The following is a 16,842-nucleotide window of genomic DNA, read 5'->3' as shown; positions in this document are numbered from 1 at the left end:
TTACTGAGGATAGCCCGGCTGACCGATATTAGGGTGCAATATCCGCCCGCCAGGCTCGGGAGCATGCACGAACACCGCATCACTGAGGCTGCCCAGCCTGCCTATCGCCGCGCTCCAGTGGGCCGAATGATGGATGTAGCGCCAGCGAAGAATCTTCTCTTCATCGTCACTCAGGTTGTAAGGATCCCCCCGCGCATAATCGATCAGCTTGGAGGCAATGCCTTCGAGTTCTGGCGGCAGCTTGAGGTCCTGTGTAAGGGGAATCGGTTCGAACGGCACGCCCTCGTCACAGGCCAGCGCATGCATAACCCGCAGATGCACCCGTGACAGATGGCCGAACACCTGACGCCGCAGACAGACGGCAATCACTGTCGAACGCCCTCCGAAAGATGTCCTGCCGCGGGATCTGTATTGCGCATCACACGCCTGAACCTGCAGCGAGGCCTGGGTGTCCAGCGGATCGATCCAGCGTTCTGCATCCATCGCACTCAGCTCGGCCTGCGCTTGCAGCCATGCCGACGTCGATTCGGGCAGATCGTCGGCATACAGCGTGCTGATACGTGGCCGGGTGAGCAAGACGTTTTCCTCCATCTGCGGAAGATACCCGCCGCCGATGTCGGCATGCGCTCCCGGCAGAACGATTTCTCGCGGCCACACCGGCCTTATGCTGTTCAACGCAAAATTGCGTCGCAGTTCATCCCGGGCCACCAGATGCAGGACCTGTTGTGCGCAATCGGGCGGCAGGTAAAGATTGACGCGGCGATTGGCCGAGTCACTGACGCTGCCCAGATCCTTGAGGCTGCCGATGGCCGCCACGGTATCGAACAGACCGACAACCTTGATCCGCACGCTACCGCCCTTCCAGCTGAAGTCTTCGCTCAACCGAACCTTGCGACTGCTCAATACAGGCTCAAGCAAGCCTGCGGACTGTTTGAGCACTTCGTTGACAAAGTGTCTGGCCGATGCGGCGCCCCGGCTGAACCCAAAGACGTCCAGCTCGATTGCTTCAATGACACACCCCGGGTTGGAGTGCGCAAACGCCCTGAGCCGCGAGTCGAGCTTTTTGATCGCCCGCTCGACTTTGGCCACAACACCCGTGGGCCCCCGCCCAAAGCTCTGCCCCGGCCAGAGCGAATCACGACTGCCCGACGTCGTTCCGGCACCACTCACATAGATCGACCAATAAACCCGCAACCCACCACCGTCATTGGCGGCAACTTGCTGATCACGATAAAGATCGGCCAGTCGGGCGATATTGGTCAGATCATTGCTATAACTGCTGGAAGGATCGGAATGCCGTCCTGCACATTCTCGAATATGCCGCTCGCCATTGACTTCCATAAGCGCCTGACAATCCGCGCCGATCCGGCTATTGAGTCTGTTATTGCCTGTTCCATCGAAGAATACGCCTGCCCGTAGGGTCACGCGCAGCGCCGCCGCGTCCGAAACGACAGCGTCTCCTTTAACATTCCCTGTATTTTTCATGCTGTTTCCGTCCTTAGATGTTCCCTGTAACGGCAACTGTCAAATCAACCATTCATGCCGTCGATTTAACTAGCTTGCTCAAGCCATAAGAACAGTCAAGTAACGGAAAGACTTTTCGGAAACTTCCTACAACAATAAAATAACAATAAAAAATCGGGAAAATAAACACTGTAAAAACAGAGAAGCGATATTTTTATATATCCACTCCGACGACGGACGCATTCAATATAGTTGCCGATCTTTTGAACTGCGCCCCTTCAGCGTTGAGTGGTCTGTTATTTCATGGCCGTGGCTTCGGGCTTGTAGCCCAGCCTCAAGCCGCCCCAATGCCTGCCCTTGACCATGATCGGCACAGACAGGTCATGCATCAGTTCACCGGTGTCGCGGGTATAGGTCTGCAACAGCACGGGCTGTTGATGGCTGCCGCAACGGATGCCGGTCCGGTCATCGAATTTGCGCTTACTGCGGTTGCGGGCGTTGTCGACGGCAGAATCGCCGGTCAGAGGCTGATTGAAGGCATTGTTGTGCGTCGGTACGTAACCCTGCTGCGTGCAGGCAATGGCGAAGACCAGCCCCTCATGCCGTGACAGCAACGGTTCCTGCACAGCGGGCAGGACCTGATCGGTATAACGGTCGAAACGGGTATTGAAACGCGTCGGCGACGTGTTCGGGATGGGTTTGTACTGCCGGTCGAACAAATCATCGAGGCTGACGGTTCCCCGTTCGATATCGGCTTCGAACTTCGCTGCGATCTGCTGTGCACCTTCGCGGGCCAGGTCATAGATGCGCTGATGGTAGTCATCCAGACCGACCTGTGCCAGACGCTGGCTGATGGTTTCAGCCTGCCCCTCCATCTGTACGGCCGCCTGAGCCAGATGCCGGGTCTGCTCATCGCTGACGGCCAGATCGCTGCGCATGCGCTCGACCGCAACGAACAGGCCAGCCAACTGATCCTGATTGGTCTGCGCGCCATGGGCAATTTCACCCACCTGACTTTCCACCTCGACCGCCAGACGTGCAATGCTCTCAAGGTGCTCGCCGGTCAGTTCCACCTGCTGGACACCGCTGTCCAGATCCGTCGACAACTGGCGGATCTGCTCGACAACCTGACTGGTGCGTTGCTGGATATCGGCGACCATCTGCCCGACTTCCTGCGTAGCGCTGGCTGTGCGGCCGGCGAGTCCGCGCACCTCATCGGCCACCACGGCAAAGCCACGCCCGTGCTCGCCAGCGCGCGCGGCCTCAATGGCAGCGTTGAGTGCCAGCAGGTTGGTCTGGCTGGCAATGGACTGGATCACCAACGTCACACGCTGGATTTCTTCACTGCGTTGATTCAACGCCTCGATCAATTCACGGCTGTCCACCGCTCCCTGACTCAGGCGGTGCATGCGCTGGATGGATTCGTTCAGGACCACGCTGCCCGCATCACTTCGCTGACGGGCCTGGCTGGCCGCGCTAAGGGCCTGCTGACTCAGTTGGGCGGTCTGTCGTTCAGTGGCAATCATGACATCGGCGCTGCCCACCACCTGTTCCGCAGCATCGAGTTGCGACTGCACCCTGCCTGCCAGCTGGCGCACGGAAAACGCGACCTGCGCAGCGGAAAGCGCGTTGTGGCTGGTGGTGTGGGAGAGGTCACGGGTCAGACGCCCGATGGCGCTGTCTTCCGGTGCTTCCACGGGCCGGGCGGTGTTTGCGGGCAGCAGACGTGGCAACCAGATCACCAACAGGACAACCGGCACGGCGAGGTAAAGGGAGACGCTGGCAAAATTGCTCGTCGCCAGCAGCAGGCACAGGGCGAGCGTCTGTAGCACGGGGACCCAGAGCCGTTTTGCCACGAATGCGTTGTCGGACATGCTGCATCACCCCAAGCGTCTATTTATCGTTGTTTGTCCTCATTAAACGCTAGAAACCGGCCATCTGCCATGAGCCATTGGTGGTAGTGGGCAACATTCCCTTTAATAAATCGCAGGCACAAGAAAACCGGGAGGCAATTGCTCGCCTCCCGGTTTCGTGACACCTGCCCGCTGCCTGTGGATCAGGCCTGGCGCTGGTGCTTGTCGATCTGCTCGTGGCGCTCTTGCGCTTCGATGCAATACTTGGTCGTCGGGCTGATCAGCAGACGCTTCAGGCCGATCGGCTCGCCACTGTCATCGCACCAGCCGAAGGTGTCTTCAGCGATACGCGAAAGGGCCATTTCCAGCTGCGGCAGCATGCGCTGGTCACGGTCGATCACGTTTACCAGCCAGTGACGCTCTTCTTCGACAGAGGCAGCATCGGCAGGGTCGGCAGGCGTATCCAGGCTTTCGATGGCAATGCGGCTCTGCTCGATTCGCTCGTGGATTTCGACCTTCATGTTCTGCAACAGCTCGACGAAGAAAGCGTGCTGCTCGGCGTTCATGTAGTCATCGGCCGGCATGGCCAGCAACTTTTCCTTTGTCATTGATTTCTCTATAAAAAAACGTGCATTGAGGAGCGGCTCAACGTTGCCGTACAAGCGCCATGATCTCCAAGCGCCACCAGGCACTCAATTTACGAGGGGCGGCAGTCTAAGGCCGCCTCGCGCACTCGGCAACACAATTGAAGTTTTTTGGCCAACAATTGCGCGGCAGCCCCTGAAAACCGGGCACCAAACCTGTATTGCGCTCGGTTGGATGAGGGTCTGACCGGCACAGAACCAATCGGTTCCAGCTACCTTGCAACACACAAAAGGGCCTCGAAGGCCCTTGTGTGTACAGGTTGCGCTCAGCGTTTGGTCTTGCGCTTGTTGCGATACTGATCGATGACGACCGCCACTACAATGATCAGCCCTTTGATGATGTCCTGAACGTAAGCATCGACTCCGACAAAGGTGAACCCGCTGGCCATGACACCCAGGATCAACGCGCCGATCACCGTACCGGTGATGCGCCCTACTCCGCCCGCCAGACTGGTGCCACCGATCACCGCAGCAGCGATGGCGTCCAGCTCATAAGACATACCCATCCCCGCCTGCCCGGTCGCTGCCCGCGCCGATGCCACCACACCGGCAAGACCTGCCAGCAATCCGGCGATGCTGTAGACAATGACCAGATGGCGTTTGACGTTGATCCCCGAGGTACGGGCCGCCTGCATGTTGCCGCCGATGGCATAGGTGTACTTGCCATATTTGGTGTATCGCAGCGCGATGTGGAAGATGACCGCCACCACCAGAAAGATGATCACCGGCATCGCGCCTTGACCGATAGCGGTGTAAGAGTCCGACAGCATGCTCACTGGCTGGCCTTCAGTGTAGAAGCGCGCCAGGCCGCGGGCCGACACCATCATGCCGAGGGTCGCGATGAACGGAGGAATACCGGTGATGGCAATGATGCTGCCGTTGATCGCACCCGCCAGCAATCCGACCCCCAGACCGACCACTACCGGTATCCACACCGGCAGATCCGTCAGTGAAGGAAAGACCGCACGGGAAAAATCCGAGGTCTGCGCCAGACTGGCAGCGACCATCGCCGACAACGCCAGCACCGATCCTGAAGACAGATCGATGCCGGTGGTGATGATCACCTGCGTCACGCCAATGGCCAGCAGTCCGATGATCGACACTTGCAGGATCATCAGCACCAGCCGCTGCGAATTGAGCAGGAAGCTCTGATCGCGGACGATCCAGCCGAACAGCTCGAAGATCAGACCGATACCGATCAGGACCAGAAAAATGCTCAGCTCGGTCGGCAGTCGCCGCTTGTTTTTGGTCGGCGCCAGGGCCGGCTTGTTCTGCAAGATAGCATTGCTCATGGTGTTACCCTCTTGTTCTTGTTCTGGCGTGCTCTTCTGGCCAAGGCTGGCCCTGCGAACTCAATGGACTCGATGTCCGGAAGCCAGATGCATGACTTTTTCCTGAGTCGCCTCACTGCGCGGCAAGATCCCCATCATTTCGCCTTCGTGCATGACCATGACCCGGTCGCTCATGCCCAGCACTTCGGGCAACTCCGAGGAAATCATGATGACCGCCATGCCTTCGCTGGCCAGAAAGGCAATCAGGCGGTAGATCTCGGCCTTGGCGCCCACGTCGATACCGCGGGTCGGCTCGTCGAGAATCAATACTCTGGGGTTGGTCATCAGCCAGCGGGCCAGCAACGCTTTCTGCTGATTGCCTCCGGACAGTGTGTCGATGCATTGTTCCAGCGAAGGGGTCTTGACCCGCAGCTTCTTGCACATGTCTTCGCACAGCGCCCGCAAGGCTTTCTGTTTGACGAAGCCATTGCCTGCGTAGTTGGCCAATACCGCCATTTCCATGTTTTCCATCACTGACAGGCAGGGAAACAGCCCGGTCAATTTACGATCCTCGGTCAACAACGCGAATCCCAGCCCGATGGCCTGATGAGGGTCGCCGATGCGCACCGCTGTGCCATCGTAATGAATCTCTCCGCCGTCGCTGGGCGTGATGCCGAACAGGGTTTCGGCCACGTTTGTTCGCCCCGAGCCCATCAGCCCGGCAATGCCAAGAATCTCGCCCGCATGCAGGTCGAAGGACACGTCCTTGAAAATGCCGTCCAGGCGCAGATCACGTACCGACAGGAGTAGATCCCCGATCGGTTTTTCACGCTCCGGAAAGAGCTGGGTCAGCTCGCGACCGACCATCATCGAGATCAGGCTGTCGCCGTCCATGCTTTCGGCGCGCTGCAGGCCGATGTAGCAACCATCACGAAACACGGCTACTTCGTCTGCAATCTCGAACACTTCATTCATCTTGTGCGTGATGTAGATGATGCCCTTGCCCTGCGCACGCAGGTCGGAAATGATCGAGAACAGATGCGCGACTTCGGTCTCGGTAATGGCCGAGGTCGGCTCGTCCATGATCAAGACATCGGAGTTGTAGGAAACCGCCTTGGCGATCTCGACCATCTGTCGTTCGGCGATGCTCAGATTGCCCACCAGTTCCTCCGGATCCAGCTTGATGCGCAGGCGCTCGAGCAGTTCGGCGGTGCAGCGGAACATCTCCCGGTGGTCGATCATGTGCAGCCCGTTCAGTTGCTCACGGCCGATCCAGATGTTCTCTGCAATGCTCATGAACGGCATCAGGTTCAGCTCCTGATGGATCATGGCAATCCCGGACTGCAGGGCGGACAGCGGGGTGTCGAACGTGACGGGCTTGCCCCGCAGGCGGATTTCGCCTGCGTCGGGCTGATAGATGCCGGCAATGATTTTCATCAATGTCGACTTGCCGGCGCCGTTCTCGCCCATCAGCGCCAATACGCTGCCGGGACGGACCCGCAGTTGCACGTCGTTGAGTGCAATGACGCCTGGAAAACCCTTGCTGATGTTGCTGATTTCCAGCAGGTAAGGCGGTTGGGCATTCAGGGCATCGTGACCTGCACTACCGGAAGAGTCGCGCTGGGCGGGCGTGGGGGTGGCAGTCGCTGAACCGGACATGGTGACAAGCTCCTCAAGCGACAGGACCGGGGTGCAGGATCCGCCCCGCCTGTCGGCTGTTCTTATTTGAAGGTGACGACGTTTTCAGGCGTGATCAGGCGGTACGGAATGACGATGGTCTGAGACTCGAGGGTCTCCTTTTTCGCCATTTTCACGGCTGCATCGATAGCACCGTTGGCCTGACCCTTGGCGTCCTGGAAGACCGAGACCGTCAGATCACCCTTGGTGATCGCATTGAGCCCGTCGGGCGTGCCATCCACACCGGCGACGAAGACCGAGCCCTGCTTCTTGCCAGCCTGCTTCAGAGCCATTGCCGCACCGATTGCCATCTCGTCGTTATTGGCGAGTACGGCGTTGAAATCACGGCCCTGGGTGATCCAGTCATTGGTCAGATCCATGCCTTTCTGGCGCGACCAGATGCCAGTCTGTTCCTGGTCGATCTTTATGCCGGGGTATTTTTTCAACACTTCCTTCACGCCGTCGGTACGGCCTTTCGTGGAGTTGTTGGCCAGATCGCCCAGCAGGATCATTACGCTGCCCTTGCCGCCCATTTTTTCGGCGATGTACTCCATCTGCAGCCGGCCGGCCTCGACGTCATCGGACGTGACGGTAGCAACGCCTGCGGGCAGTCTGGGATCGTCAGGACGACGATTGACGTAGACCAGCGGAATGCCGGCTGCGACTGCAATTTTGGTGATTCTGGCGGTGGCGGCAGTGTCCACCGGGTTGACGATCAGGGCGTCGACTTTCTTGCCGATCAGCTCCTGGACCTGATCGAGCTGCTTGTTCACGTCAGCTCGTGCATCGACGAACTGCAGCGACACGCCATCCGGCATGGTCTTGGCCTTGGCGCTCATGTCTTCGCGCAGGTAGGTCAGCCAGGTGTCGTCGAACTGCGACATCGCCACGCCCACCTTGATATCGGCCAGGGCGGCACCGCTGCCGAGCATCAGCGCCAGGGCCATTGCGGTGAAACGAATCGGGGTCTTCATGAAGGTCTGTCTCCAAATTCTTGTTGTTGTTCGGACTTGGTAACGACGTAGCGATGAAGCTATCAAGCAAAGGGGGACTTATCGGGGCAGGCGCACCCCGGTTGCGCCGGGAATGCAGAACAGCAACGCATCCTTTTGGCGCACACACATGCCGCTTGCGACGAGGGTCAGGAAGCGCTCCATGAGCCGGATCCAGAATGCGGAGGGTGCAGAACGCTTGGCGGGTACGCCAGAGATGGGGGTTTTCATCGACATTACCTATCTTGTTTTTGTTGGCTTGCTACCTGTGACGTTCAGACATGTCTGACAGCCCAGAGGGTTCGATAGTCGGTAACCTGAAAACGACTCTATTGGAAAATATTTTCCAATTCAACTGATTTTAGAATTTATTCTGTTTTTTCTTTTGTCTGCCCGAGAATGCCAGAAAGCCCGACTCCCTCATGGGTGCCGGGCTATCCGAATGCATCTATTCATCCACTTGAAACGTTACAGAACCACGACGCGTCCCTCACGTGAACTCAGACGTGCTGCGTCCATGACCTGAGCCGACGCAATGGCATCGTGCGGATCCACCGGTAGCGGTGCCTGCCCCTGAACCGCGTCCTGCAACTGGCGATAGAACGCCAGCCAGCAGCCGCGTTCGGAAGGCACTCGCTCACGATGATCGCCCTGCTCGAACCAGCCCCAGCGTCGATGCTCCTCCACGCCCCAGCGCTCGCCTTCGGAACGCGGCGTCAGTCCTGCAAACGCGGCATCCTCCTGACCGTCCAGCCCCTCGACGCTGTAACAGCCCTGCGAACCGCTGACCCTGAAACGCGGCCTCGGGGTGTTCTGCAGACAACTGCCGGACAGGTGCGAAACCACACCATTGGCATGGGTCAGCGCGACGAAGAAGGTATGGTCCAGTTCACGTTCAGTGCCTGCGAACTGCAGCTCGGCGTACACCCGTTCTACCGGCCCGAAAAGCACCAGTGCCTGATCCACCAGATGACTGCCCAGATCGCGCAATACCCCGCCGCCACTCGCCTTGCCCACGGAGCGCGGCGAATAGCGCTCGATACTGGACTCGAAACGACTGATCGTCCCCAGCACCTGATTGTCGATCAGCTTGCGTACCGTCAGAAAATCCGAATCCCAGCGTCGGTTCTGATAGACGCTGAGCAGCACGCCACGCCGTTCGGCAGCCTCGACCAGCTCGCGCGCCTGAGCGGCGTCGTTGGCAAACGGTTTATCGCTGACCACCCCTACGCCCAGCTCGATAGCTTCCAGTATCAGCTCACGACGTGACGCCAGGGGCGTGGAAATCACCACCACATCGACCCCGGCGTTCACCAGTTCAGCCAGCGTGTCGAACGTGGCCACGCCGGGATGATCGTTGGCCACTTCCTGCCGTCGCTCGGGTGAGCGGGTAACGACGCCCACAAAAGTCGCGTCGGGCAAACTCGAAATCAGCGTGGCATGGAAGTAACGCCCTCCCTTGCCGTAACCCACCAGTCCTGTTCGCATGGCATTCTCCTGTCCAGCAATAGCCTGGCAATGGTTCAAAACAGGTGCCGCTTATAGAGCGGCGCCTTTACGTCAGCCCTGGGTCAGCTGTAAAACACCGGGCGTTGTTCCAGGCTGATCGGCACGATCGCTCCGCTGCCCTGCGCCTGGACGCAGGCATCGGCGGCGACCGCGGCGCAATAGCCGTCCCAGGCCGAAGGACCCGTGAGTGTGCCAGCAGAGACGCCATCAATGAAAGCCTGCAGTTCGACGTCATAGGCAGCGATGAATCGATCCTTCCAGTCCATCAGGATCGCGTTGGACAGCTTGGCCTCGCTGCGCAGCTGGACTTGCGACGGCTCAGGCAGTTTGGCGATGCCGGTTTCGCCGACCACTTCGCATTGAATGTCATACCCATACTGGCAATTGACGAAGACCTCGACATCGATGCGCGTGCCGCGCGCGGTTTCCAGCATCACGATCTGCGGGTCGCGCATGTGGGCCAGCGCCTTGCTGGTCTTGCGCGGGAAGACCACTTGCACCGAGACGTAATCGTCGTTGAGCAACCAGCGCAGCACATCGAGTTCATGAATCAGCGTGTCGGTGATCGCCATGTCGGTCTTGTAGTTCTCGCCGACCCGCGGATTGCGATGCGCGCAGTGCAGCATCAACGGCTCGCCGATCTGACCGCTGTCGATCACCGCCTTGAGGGCGCGGTAGCCATGATCGTAGGGCCGCATGAAGCCGACTTGAACCAGACGCCTGCCGCCCGCGATTTCGGCTTCGACGATGTGCCTGCAGCCTGCCGCCGTCACGGCAAGCGGCTTCTCACAGAACACCGGCTTGCCCGCTGCGATGGCGGCCAGCACGTACTCTTCGTGAGTTGCACCCCATGAGCAGACCAGCACCGCCTCCACGTCGGGCGCTGCGATCAGCGCATGGCCGTCGGCATACACCTCGGCTTTGATGCCCAGATCGCTCACCACTTTTGCGGCCTGCTCCAGATTGATGTCCGTGACGGCCACCACCTGACTGCCGATCAAGGCTTTGCTGCAACGACGGATATGGTCCTGACCGATTGCGCCTGTACCGATCACACCTAGTTTCAAAGTCATTTCACTGTCCTGTCTGAATGATTGTTCTTGTTTGAAGGTCTGAAAAAACGCGGGTGATCAATACTGGCGAGCCTTGGCCAGTTGCTGGTTGAGCTTTTCGTACACCTGGGCCGTGGTGCCGGTCGTCGATACTTCGGCCACTCCGACCCGCCACCACGACAGGTATTTGTGAATCATGGTCTTGGGCAAAACCTTGATATCGATCAGGGTGGAGACGGTGTGACGCTGCGCATCCGCCAAGGCTTCATGCAGCTGTTCGGCGGTACTGACCTTGTAGGTCTTGCAGCCATAGGCCGCCGCGCTCATGGCAAAATCCACCGGCACGAAATCGCCGTCGAGCTGGCCAGTCTCCTGGTTGCGGAAACGAAACTCGGTGCCAAAACTGTTCATGCCGTGTTCCATCTGCAAGTTGTTGATGCAACCGAACGTCATGTTGTCGAGCAGCACGATGTTGATCTTGCGCCGCTCCTGAATCGAGGTGGCCAGTTCGGAGTGCAGCATCATGTAGGAGCCATCCCCCACCAGTGCGAATACTTCCCGCTGCGGCTGAGCGAGCTTCACGCCCAGCGCGGCGTTGACCTCGTAGCCCATGCAGGAGTATCCGTACTCGACGTGATAGGTATCAACGCCGGTGCTGCGCCAGGCACGCTGCAGATCGCCGGGCAGGCTCCCCGCCGCGGCGACAATCACCGCGTCAGTGGGCAGGTTCTGATTGAGAATTCCCAGCACGCGGCTCTGGGTCAGACACGACCCGGTCAGCTCGATGAATTCGCGCAGCACAGCCGGATCCGTGTGGTCATTGATTTCCGGGACGAAATCCTCGTGCTGATACTCCACCGCATACACGCGGTCGACTTCGGCATCCAGTTCGGCCTTTGCCGCGCGCGGTGCATCGCCCCAGGCAGCCCGGTAATCGCGGTTTTCCAGGTGCCCGATCAGCGCCTGCAAGGCCGTTTGCGCATCGGCCAGCACCTGCACACCGTCCAGCTTCTGCACATCGAAGGCGCCGACATTGAGGTTCAGGAACTGTACGTCAGGGTTCTGGAACAGCCATTTGGACGCAGTGGTGAAATCGCTGTAACGGGTGCCGACACCGATGATCAGGTCTGCTTCCTTCGCCAGGCGATTGGCCGCGACGGTGCCAGTTTCGCCGATGCCACCCATGTTCAATGGATGCGCCGAGACGATGGCGCTCTTGCCCGCCTGGGTTTCAGCGAAGGGAATACCGAAGCGTTCTGCAAAGGTTTGCAAGGCCTGCGCAGCACCGGAATACCGCACGCCCCCGCCACATATAAGCAGCGGCTTGCGCTTGCCGGCGAGCAACGCCAACGCGTCATCGAGCATTGCCTGGCTGGGCGGTCGGCGGTCGATACGGTGTACGCGCTTCTGCAGGAAGCTGTCAGGGTAATCCCAGGCTTCAGCCTGCACATCCTGAGGCAGTGACAACGTCACGGCGCCGGTGTCGGCAGGATCGGTCAGCACGCGCATGGCATTGAGTGCGGCGCTCATCAACTGTTCGGGACGGTTGATGCGGTCCCAGTATTTGCTCACGGCCTTGAACGCGTCATTGGTACTGATGCTCAGGTCATGGAATTGCTCGATCTGTTGCAGCACCGGGTCCGGCTGACGACTGGCGTAGACATCGCCGGGCAACAGCAGCAACGGAATGCGGTTGGCCGAAGCCGTGGCGGCTGCCGTGATCATGTTCGCCGCACCCGGCCCCACCGACGAGGTGCAGGCGTAAATCTTGCGACGCAGGTGTTGCTTGGCAAAACCGATGGCCGCGTGGCACATGCCCTGCTCATTACGGCCCTGATGAACCACCAGCTCGCCACTGTCCTGTTCCAGTGCCTGGCCCAGGCCCAGTACGTTGCCGTGACCAAAGATGGTGAACATGCCAGCAACGAATTTGCTCTGTACGCCATCGATTTCGACGTACTGGTTATCAAGAAACTTCACCAGAGCCTGAGCCATGGTCAGTCGGGTAGTACTCATGTTCGCACCTTGTTGTTGTTTGAGGTGGAAGGTGTTTTCAGCCCGGCTGACGTCGGTCTTCGGGCTTTTTTCCTTTTCTGCCGTGCTGCTCGGCGCAGCAGACAAGGGACTGTGGGAGGCGGCTTGTTGGCGACTGCGTCAGTCCGGTCACCGACACGTCGTCAGGCAGAATGCATCGTCGGCAAGCCGCTTCCCACAGACTGTTTATCTGTCACAGTTCGTTAACCCGCCGCTACAGCGCGGGAAAGGTGGCCCATGCTTGCCGACATCGCCTGAGCGATGTCGGCAAGCGCATGCACGCTCTCGGCAAAGGGCTCGAAGGACAGGTAACCGGTATAGCCGCCACTCAGCAGGCGCTCTATCTGTGAGGTGTTGCCAAGAATGTCGGCCTCGCCCACCAGTACCCGATGCCCGTCGCGAATGCTGTTGAGCGGTGCATTTGAATCTTCGACGCCAGAGATATGCACCAGCCCGGTCAACTCCGGAAACAGTTCGACCTCGCCCGCCAGATGGTGGTGAAAGGTGTCGTGAACCAGACGAAACACATCCAGACCGCCCACCTGTTTGATCGCATCGACCGCCTGACGCTTGAGGCGCAACGCGCACTCCTCGAACCCCAGCGGCTCGACAAAGCCCAGAAGGCCATGCTCGCGCAGGATCGGCGCCAACGCCGTCAGTGCAGTGCGCAGGGCCGAGGCACGCTGCGCGGCATTGCGCGGGTCGGCACGGTCATTGAGTGGACACAGCACCAGCCCCTCTGCGCCACAGTCCCGGGCGTACTGCGCCAGTTTCGTCACCTGCGCACGACGCTCATCGTTCCAGACGTCGAACGGATACAGCGCATTGATCGAAAGGACACGCACACCTTTTGCGGCGCACTGCTCACGCACCCTCTGTGGCGGCGTACCGTCCTCGATCTCGATGCCCTTCAGGTCATTGCGGATTTCGATGGCATCGGCCCCAAGGCTGACCGCCATATCAAGGAAATCAACCAGCGACAGACGCGGTGCGACCATACGGTTGAGGGCAAAACGAAGGGATTGGCTCATTGTTTTTGTTCTCCACTTCCCGTTGAAGAAAACCTATTTGGCAGTCGGCATGCTGAATTCCGGGCCCTTGGCAATGCTGTCCGGCCAGCGCTGCATGACACTCTTGTAGCGGCTGTAAAAGCGCAGACCTTCCTCGCCGTAGGCATGGTGATCGCCAAACAGCGACCGCTTCCAGCCGCCAAACGAATGCCAGGCCATGGGGACTGGAATCGGTACGTTGATGCCGACCATGCCGACCTTGATGGATCGGGCAAACGCACGTGCCACCCCCCCATCGCTGGTGAAACACGAGACGCCGTTGCCGAATTCGTGAGCGTTGATCAGCTCGACCGCACGGGCGAAATCAGGTGCATGCACGATGCCCAGCACCGGTCCGAATATCTCTTCCTTGTAGATCTGCATGTCTGGCGTAACGTTATCGAACAGCGTCGCACCGACGAAGAAGCCCTGCTCGGCACCCGGCACCTTGAAGTTGCGCCCGTCGACGATCAGTTTCGCGCCCTCCTTGACGCCCTGGTCGATGTAGCCTTCGACCTTGGCCTTGTGCACCGCAGTGACCAGCGGGCCCATGTCCGAATCGGCGTTCATGCCGTTGCCAACCTTGAGCTGATCGATGCGCGGCAACAGCTTGTCGATCAGCGCCTGACCCACGTCACCCACGACGACCGCGATGGAGATCGCCATGCAGCGCTCGCCGGCGGAGCCGAAGGCAGCGCCAATCAGTGCATCGGCGGCCTGATCCAGATCGGCATCGGGCATCACGATCATGTGGTTCTTCGCACCGCCCAGCGCCTGTACGCGCTTGCCGTGCGCCGTGCCCTGCTGATGGATGTACTCGGCAATCGGTGTCGAGCCGACGAAGGACACCGCTTCGATATCAGGGTGCTGCAACAACGCGTCGACTGCGACTTTGTCGCCCTGTACCACGTTGAACACACCATCGGGCAGACCGGCTTCCTTCAACAGACGCGCCATCAACAGGCTGGCCGAAGGGTCACGCTCGGACGGCTTGAGAATGAAGCAGTTGCCAGTGACGAGTGCCATGGGAATCATCCACAGCGGGACCATTACGGGGAAGTTGAACGGAGTGACTCCGGCACAGACGCCCAGTGGCTGGCGCAGGTTCCAGTTGTCGATGCCACCGCCGATGTTGTCGCTGAAATCGCTCTTGAGCAGGCTGGGTGCACCGCAGGCAAATTCGACGATCTCGATGCCGCGTACCACTTCGCCGCGAGCATCGGACAACACCTTGCCGTGCTCGCGGCAGATGATCTGCGCCAGCTCGTCATGATGACGGTCCAGCAATTCCTTGAACTTGAACATCACCCGTGCACGCCGCAGTGACGACTGATCGGCCCAGGCCGGGAAGGCCGCTTTTGCCGAAGCGACCGCTTCATCCACGGTCTTGAGACTGGCCAGCGCCACGCGTGCCTGAACATTGCCGAGCGCCGGATTGAACACGTCGCTGTAGCGTTCGCCATCGCCGTCATGCACCTGCCCGTTGATGTAATGGCCGATCACCGGTGAATCGCTCATCTGACTGACTCCATGTAAAAGAGAAAATTAAAGTTCCAGCAGCCAACTGTGCTGCGGATCGTTATGGAACTGCCACGCGCGGGTCGGTCCGGCCATCACGTTGAGGTAATAGGATTCGTAGCCATAAGGCACGGTGACCGGGTGATAGCCCTTGGGCACAACCACCAGATCGCTGTTTTCCACCGCCATGGCCTGATCGATGCTGCGGTCATCGGTATAGACGCGCTGGAACACAAACCCCTGAGGTGGGTTGACCTGGTGGTAGTAGGTTTCTTCGAGAAAGCTCTCGTGAGGCAGGTTGTCCCGATCATGCTTGTGGGGCGGATAGCTGGAGGAGTGACCCGACGGCGTGCGGACCTCGACCACCAGCAGCGAATTGGCGACTTCGGTGTCCGGCAGAATGTCGCACACGTAACGGGTATTGGCGTTCTTGCCACGCACACTGCGCTTCATGCTGTCGGGTGTGATCAGGCGCGCCGGGGCGCGTTTCGTGCGGTCGCCAGGCGCTGCACAGACCGCCAGATGAGCCGGCCCCAGCGCCGTGAAATGCGCCTGACTGTCAGGCGGCAGGTAAACGGCGAACGGCGATTTCTCTTCGAATACCGAGTGCCGGTCGCCGATGTTTTCCCAGCTGAACGCACCCTGCCCCGGCGCTTCGCCGCTGACACTGGCATGCCCGGTGAGCAGCACCACGCACAGCTCGTGGTCTCCAGCGTTCAGCGGCAAACGGTCCCCGGCTTCGAGCCGGTAGGCAGAGAAGCCCACGTACTCGAGTGTGCCCTCAGGTAACGCAACGATGTCTCGACCCTGAGCTTCGCTTTTGATCAACAGATTCATTGTCCAGTCCTCTTTATCGAGCATCGGCCAGCAACTGGCGCAGCGTGTCATAACCCTTTTTGGCGTAGACGTAGCTGGGCGCGACGGCTGGATCCTGTTCGGCCTCGACCACCAGCCAGCCGTTGTAATCGGCTTGCAACAGCACCTTGAGCAACGCCGAAAAATCAATATCACCATCACCCGGCACCGTGAAAGTGCCGTTGATGATGCAGTCAGGAAAACTCCAAAGATTGTTGCGAGCCAGTTGCACGACCGGCTTGCGCACATCCTTGAAATGCACGTGGCAGACGCGGTCGATATGGCGGCCAAGCACATCGACCGGCTCGCCGCCGCCCATGTAGCAGTGACCCGAATCGAACAGCAGACCCACTTCATTGCCAGTCAACGCCATCAGGCGGTCAATGTCCTGCGGTGATTCGATGTACGCGCCCATATGATGGTGGTATGCCAGTCGCACACCTTGCGACAGCGTGAATCGGGCCAGCTCGGTGAGCTTGTCGGCATACTCGCGCCAGGCGGCATCGGTGTGAAAGCGCGGTCGTTCGACCAATGGAACACGCTGCCCCTGGATCGAGTCGGCCACCTCGCCATACACCAGCACCGAGGCACCGTTTTCGGCCAGCAGTTGCACGTGCGAGGCAATGGCTTCGATTTCTTCGGCCACGGAGCGACGGGCCAGCCGACTGGAATACCAGCCGGACACCAGGGCCAGATCGTGGGGGCGCAGGACATCGCCGACGCCCTTGGCATCCTTGGGGAATTTGCCGTTGAGCTCGAAACCCTCGTAGCCGATGGCCTTGCCTTCACTCAGCGCAGTACTGAGCGGCGTTTCGCCGCCCAGCGCAGGCAGGTCATCGTTGCTCCAGGAAATCGGGTTGATGCCGATGCGGATGTTGGATACGGAAGCGGGCATGGCTGGACCTTTTTGTTGTTATCACGGCG

At 59.5% G+C, this 16,842-nt stretch carries 14 protein-coding genes; all 14 read right to left on the bottom strand.

Annotated elements, in window-relative coordinates; translation table 11 throughout:
- Positions 1–1,485, bottom strand: a complete 1,485-nt coding sequence (locus tag JTJ32_RS04410) for a T6SS phospholipase effector Tle1-like catalytic domain-containing protein (protein ID WP_210041050.1) — start codon at positions 1,483–1,485, stop codon at positions 1–3.
- Between the two features lie 275 nt (positions 1,486–1,760).
- On the bottom strand, positions 1,761–2,990 hold the full coding sequence (locus JTJ32_RS04405) for a methyl-accepting chemotaxis protein (RefSeq protein WP_408004572.1): 1,230 nt from the start codon (positions 2,988–2,990) through the stop codon (positions 1,761–1,763).
- A gap of 530 nt (positions 2,991–3,520) precedes the next feature.
- Entirely contained in the window at positions 3,521–3,925 is a 405-nt protein-coding gene (locus JTJ32_RS04400; RefSeq protein ID WP_004883780.1) for a TraR/DksA family transcriptional regulator, read from the bottom strand.
- Between the two features lie 302 nt (positions 3,926–4,227).
- The gene (locus tag JTJ32_RS04395) at positions 4,228–5,253 is read right to left on the bottom strand and encodes an ABC transporter permease (RefSeq protein ID WP_025993042.1); all 1,026 of its coding nucleotides are present in this window, start codon (positions 5,251–5,253) and stop codon (positions 4,228–4,230) included.
- Positions 5,254–5,313: 60 nt separating this feature from the next.
- A complete protein-coding gene (locus tag JTJ32_RS04390; RefSeq protein WP_099228466.1) occupies positions 5,314–6,891 on the bottom strand; it encodes a sugar ABC transporter ATP-binding protein in 1,578 nt (525 codons plus the stop codon).
- A gap of 62 nt (positions 6,892–6,953) precedes the next feature.
- Positions 6,954–7,883: a sugar ABC transporter substrate-binding protein gene (locus JTJ32_RS04385; RefSeq protein WP_099228465.1), complete on the bottom strand. Its 930-nt coding sequence runs from the start codon at positions 7,881–7,883 to the stop codon at positions 6,954–6,956.
- A gap of 78 nt (positions 7,884–7,961) precedes the next feature.
- Entirely contained in the window at positions 7,962–8,132 is a 171-nt protein-coding gene (locus tag JTJ32_RS04380; protein ID WP_184320204.1) for a hypothetical protein, read from the bottom strand.
- 237 nt (positions 8,133–8,369) lie between these two features.
- Positions 8,370–9,389 carry a Gfo/Idh/MocA family protein gene (locus JTJ32_RS04375; protein WP_184319992.1) on the bottom strand — a complete coding sequence of 340 codons (1,020 nt, stop codon included), beginning with the start codon at positions 9,387–9,389 and terminating at the stop codon, positions 8,370–8,372.
- A gap of 83 nt (positions 9,390–9,472) precedes the next feature.
- Entirely contained in the window at positions 9,473–10,483 is a 1,011-nt protein-coding gene (locus tag JTJ32_RS04370) for a bifunctional inositol 2-dehydrogenase/D-chiro-inositol 1-dehydrogenase (protein ID WP_099228463.1), read from the bottom strand.
- Positions 10,484–10,540: 57 nt separating this feature from the next.
- Positions 10,541–12,478, bottom strand: coding sequence for a 3D-(3,5/4)-trihydroxycyclohexane-1,2-dione acylhydrolase (decyclizing) (iolD, locus tag JTJ32_RS04365; RefSeq protein WP_210041048.1), 1,938 nt, complete (start codon positions 12,476–12,478; stop codon positions 10,541–10,543).
- 221 nt (positions 12,479–12,699) lie between these two features.
- The gene (locus tag JTJ32_RS04360; protein ID WP_210041046.1) at positions 12,700–13,527 is read right to left on the bottom strand and encodes a TIM barrel protein; all 828 of its coding nucleotides are present in this window, start codon (positions 13,525–13,527) and stop codon (positions 12,700–12,702) included.
- Between the two features lie 33 nt (positions 13,528–13,560).
- Positions 13,561–15,063, bottom strand: a complete 1,503-nt coding sequence (locus JTJ32_RS04355) for a CoA-acylating methylmalonate-semialdehyde dehydrogenase (protein WP_184319983.1) — start codon at positions 15,061–15,063, stop codon at positions 13,561–13,563.
- A 27-nt stretch (positions 15,064–15,090) separates the two neighbouring features.
- Positions 15,091–15,900: a 5-deoxy-glucuronate isomerase gene (gene iolB, locus JTJ32_RS04350; protein ID WP_210041045.1), complete on the bottom strand. Its 810-nt coding sequence runs from the start codon at positions 15,898–15,900 to the stop codon at positions 15,091–15,093.
- A gap of 13 nt (positions 15,901–15,913) precedes the next feature.
- Entirely contained in the window at positions 15,914–16,813 is a 900-nt protein-coding gene (gene iolE, locus JTJ32_RS04345; RefSeq protein WP_099228459.1) for a myo-inosose-2 dehydratase, read from the bottom strand.
- Positions 16,814–16,842: the final 29 nt, after the last annotated feature.

The organism is Pseudomonas alliivorans (assembly GCF_017826695.1).
Lineage (GTDB): Bacteria > Pseudomonadota > Gammaproteobacteria > Pseudomonadales > Pseudomonadaceae > Aquipseudomonas > Aquipseudomonas alliivorans.
This window is presented reverse-complemented; position numbering and strand designations above follow the sequence as displayed.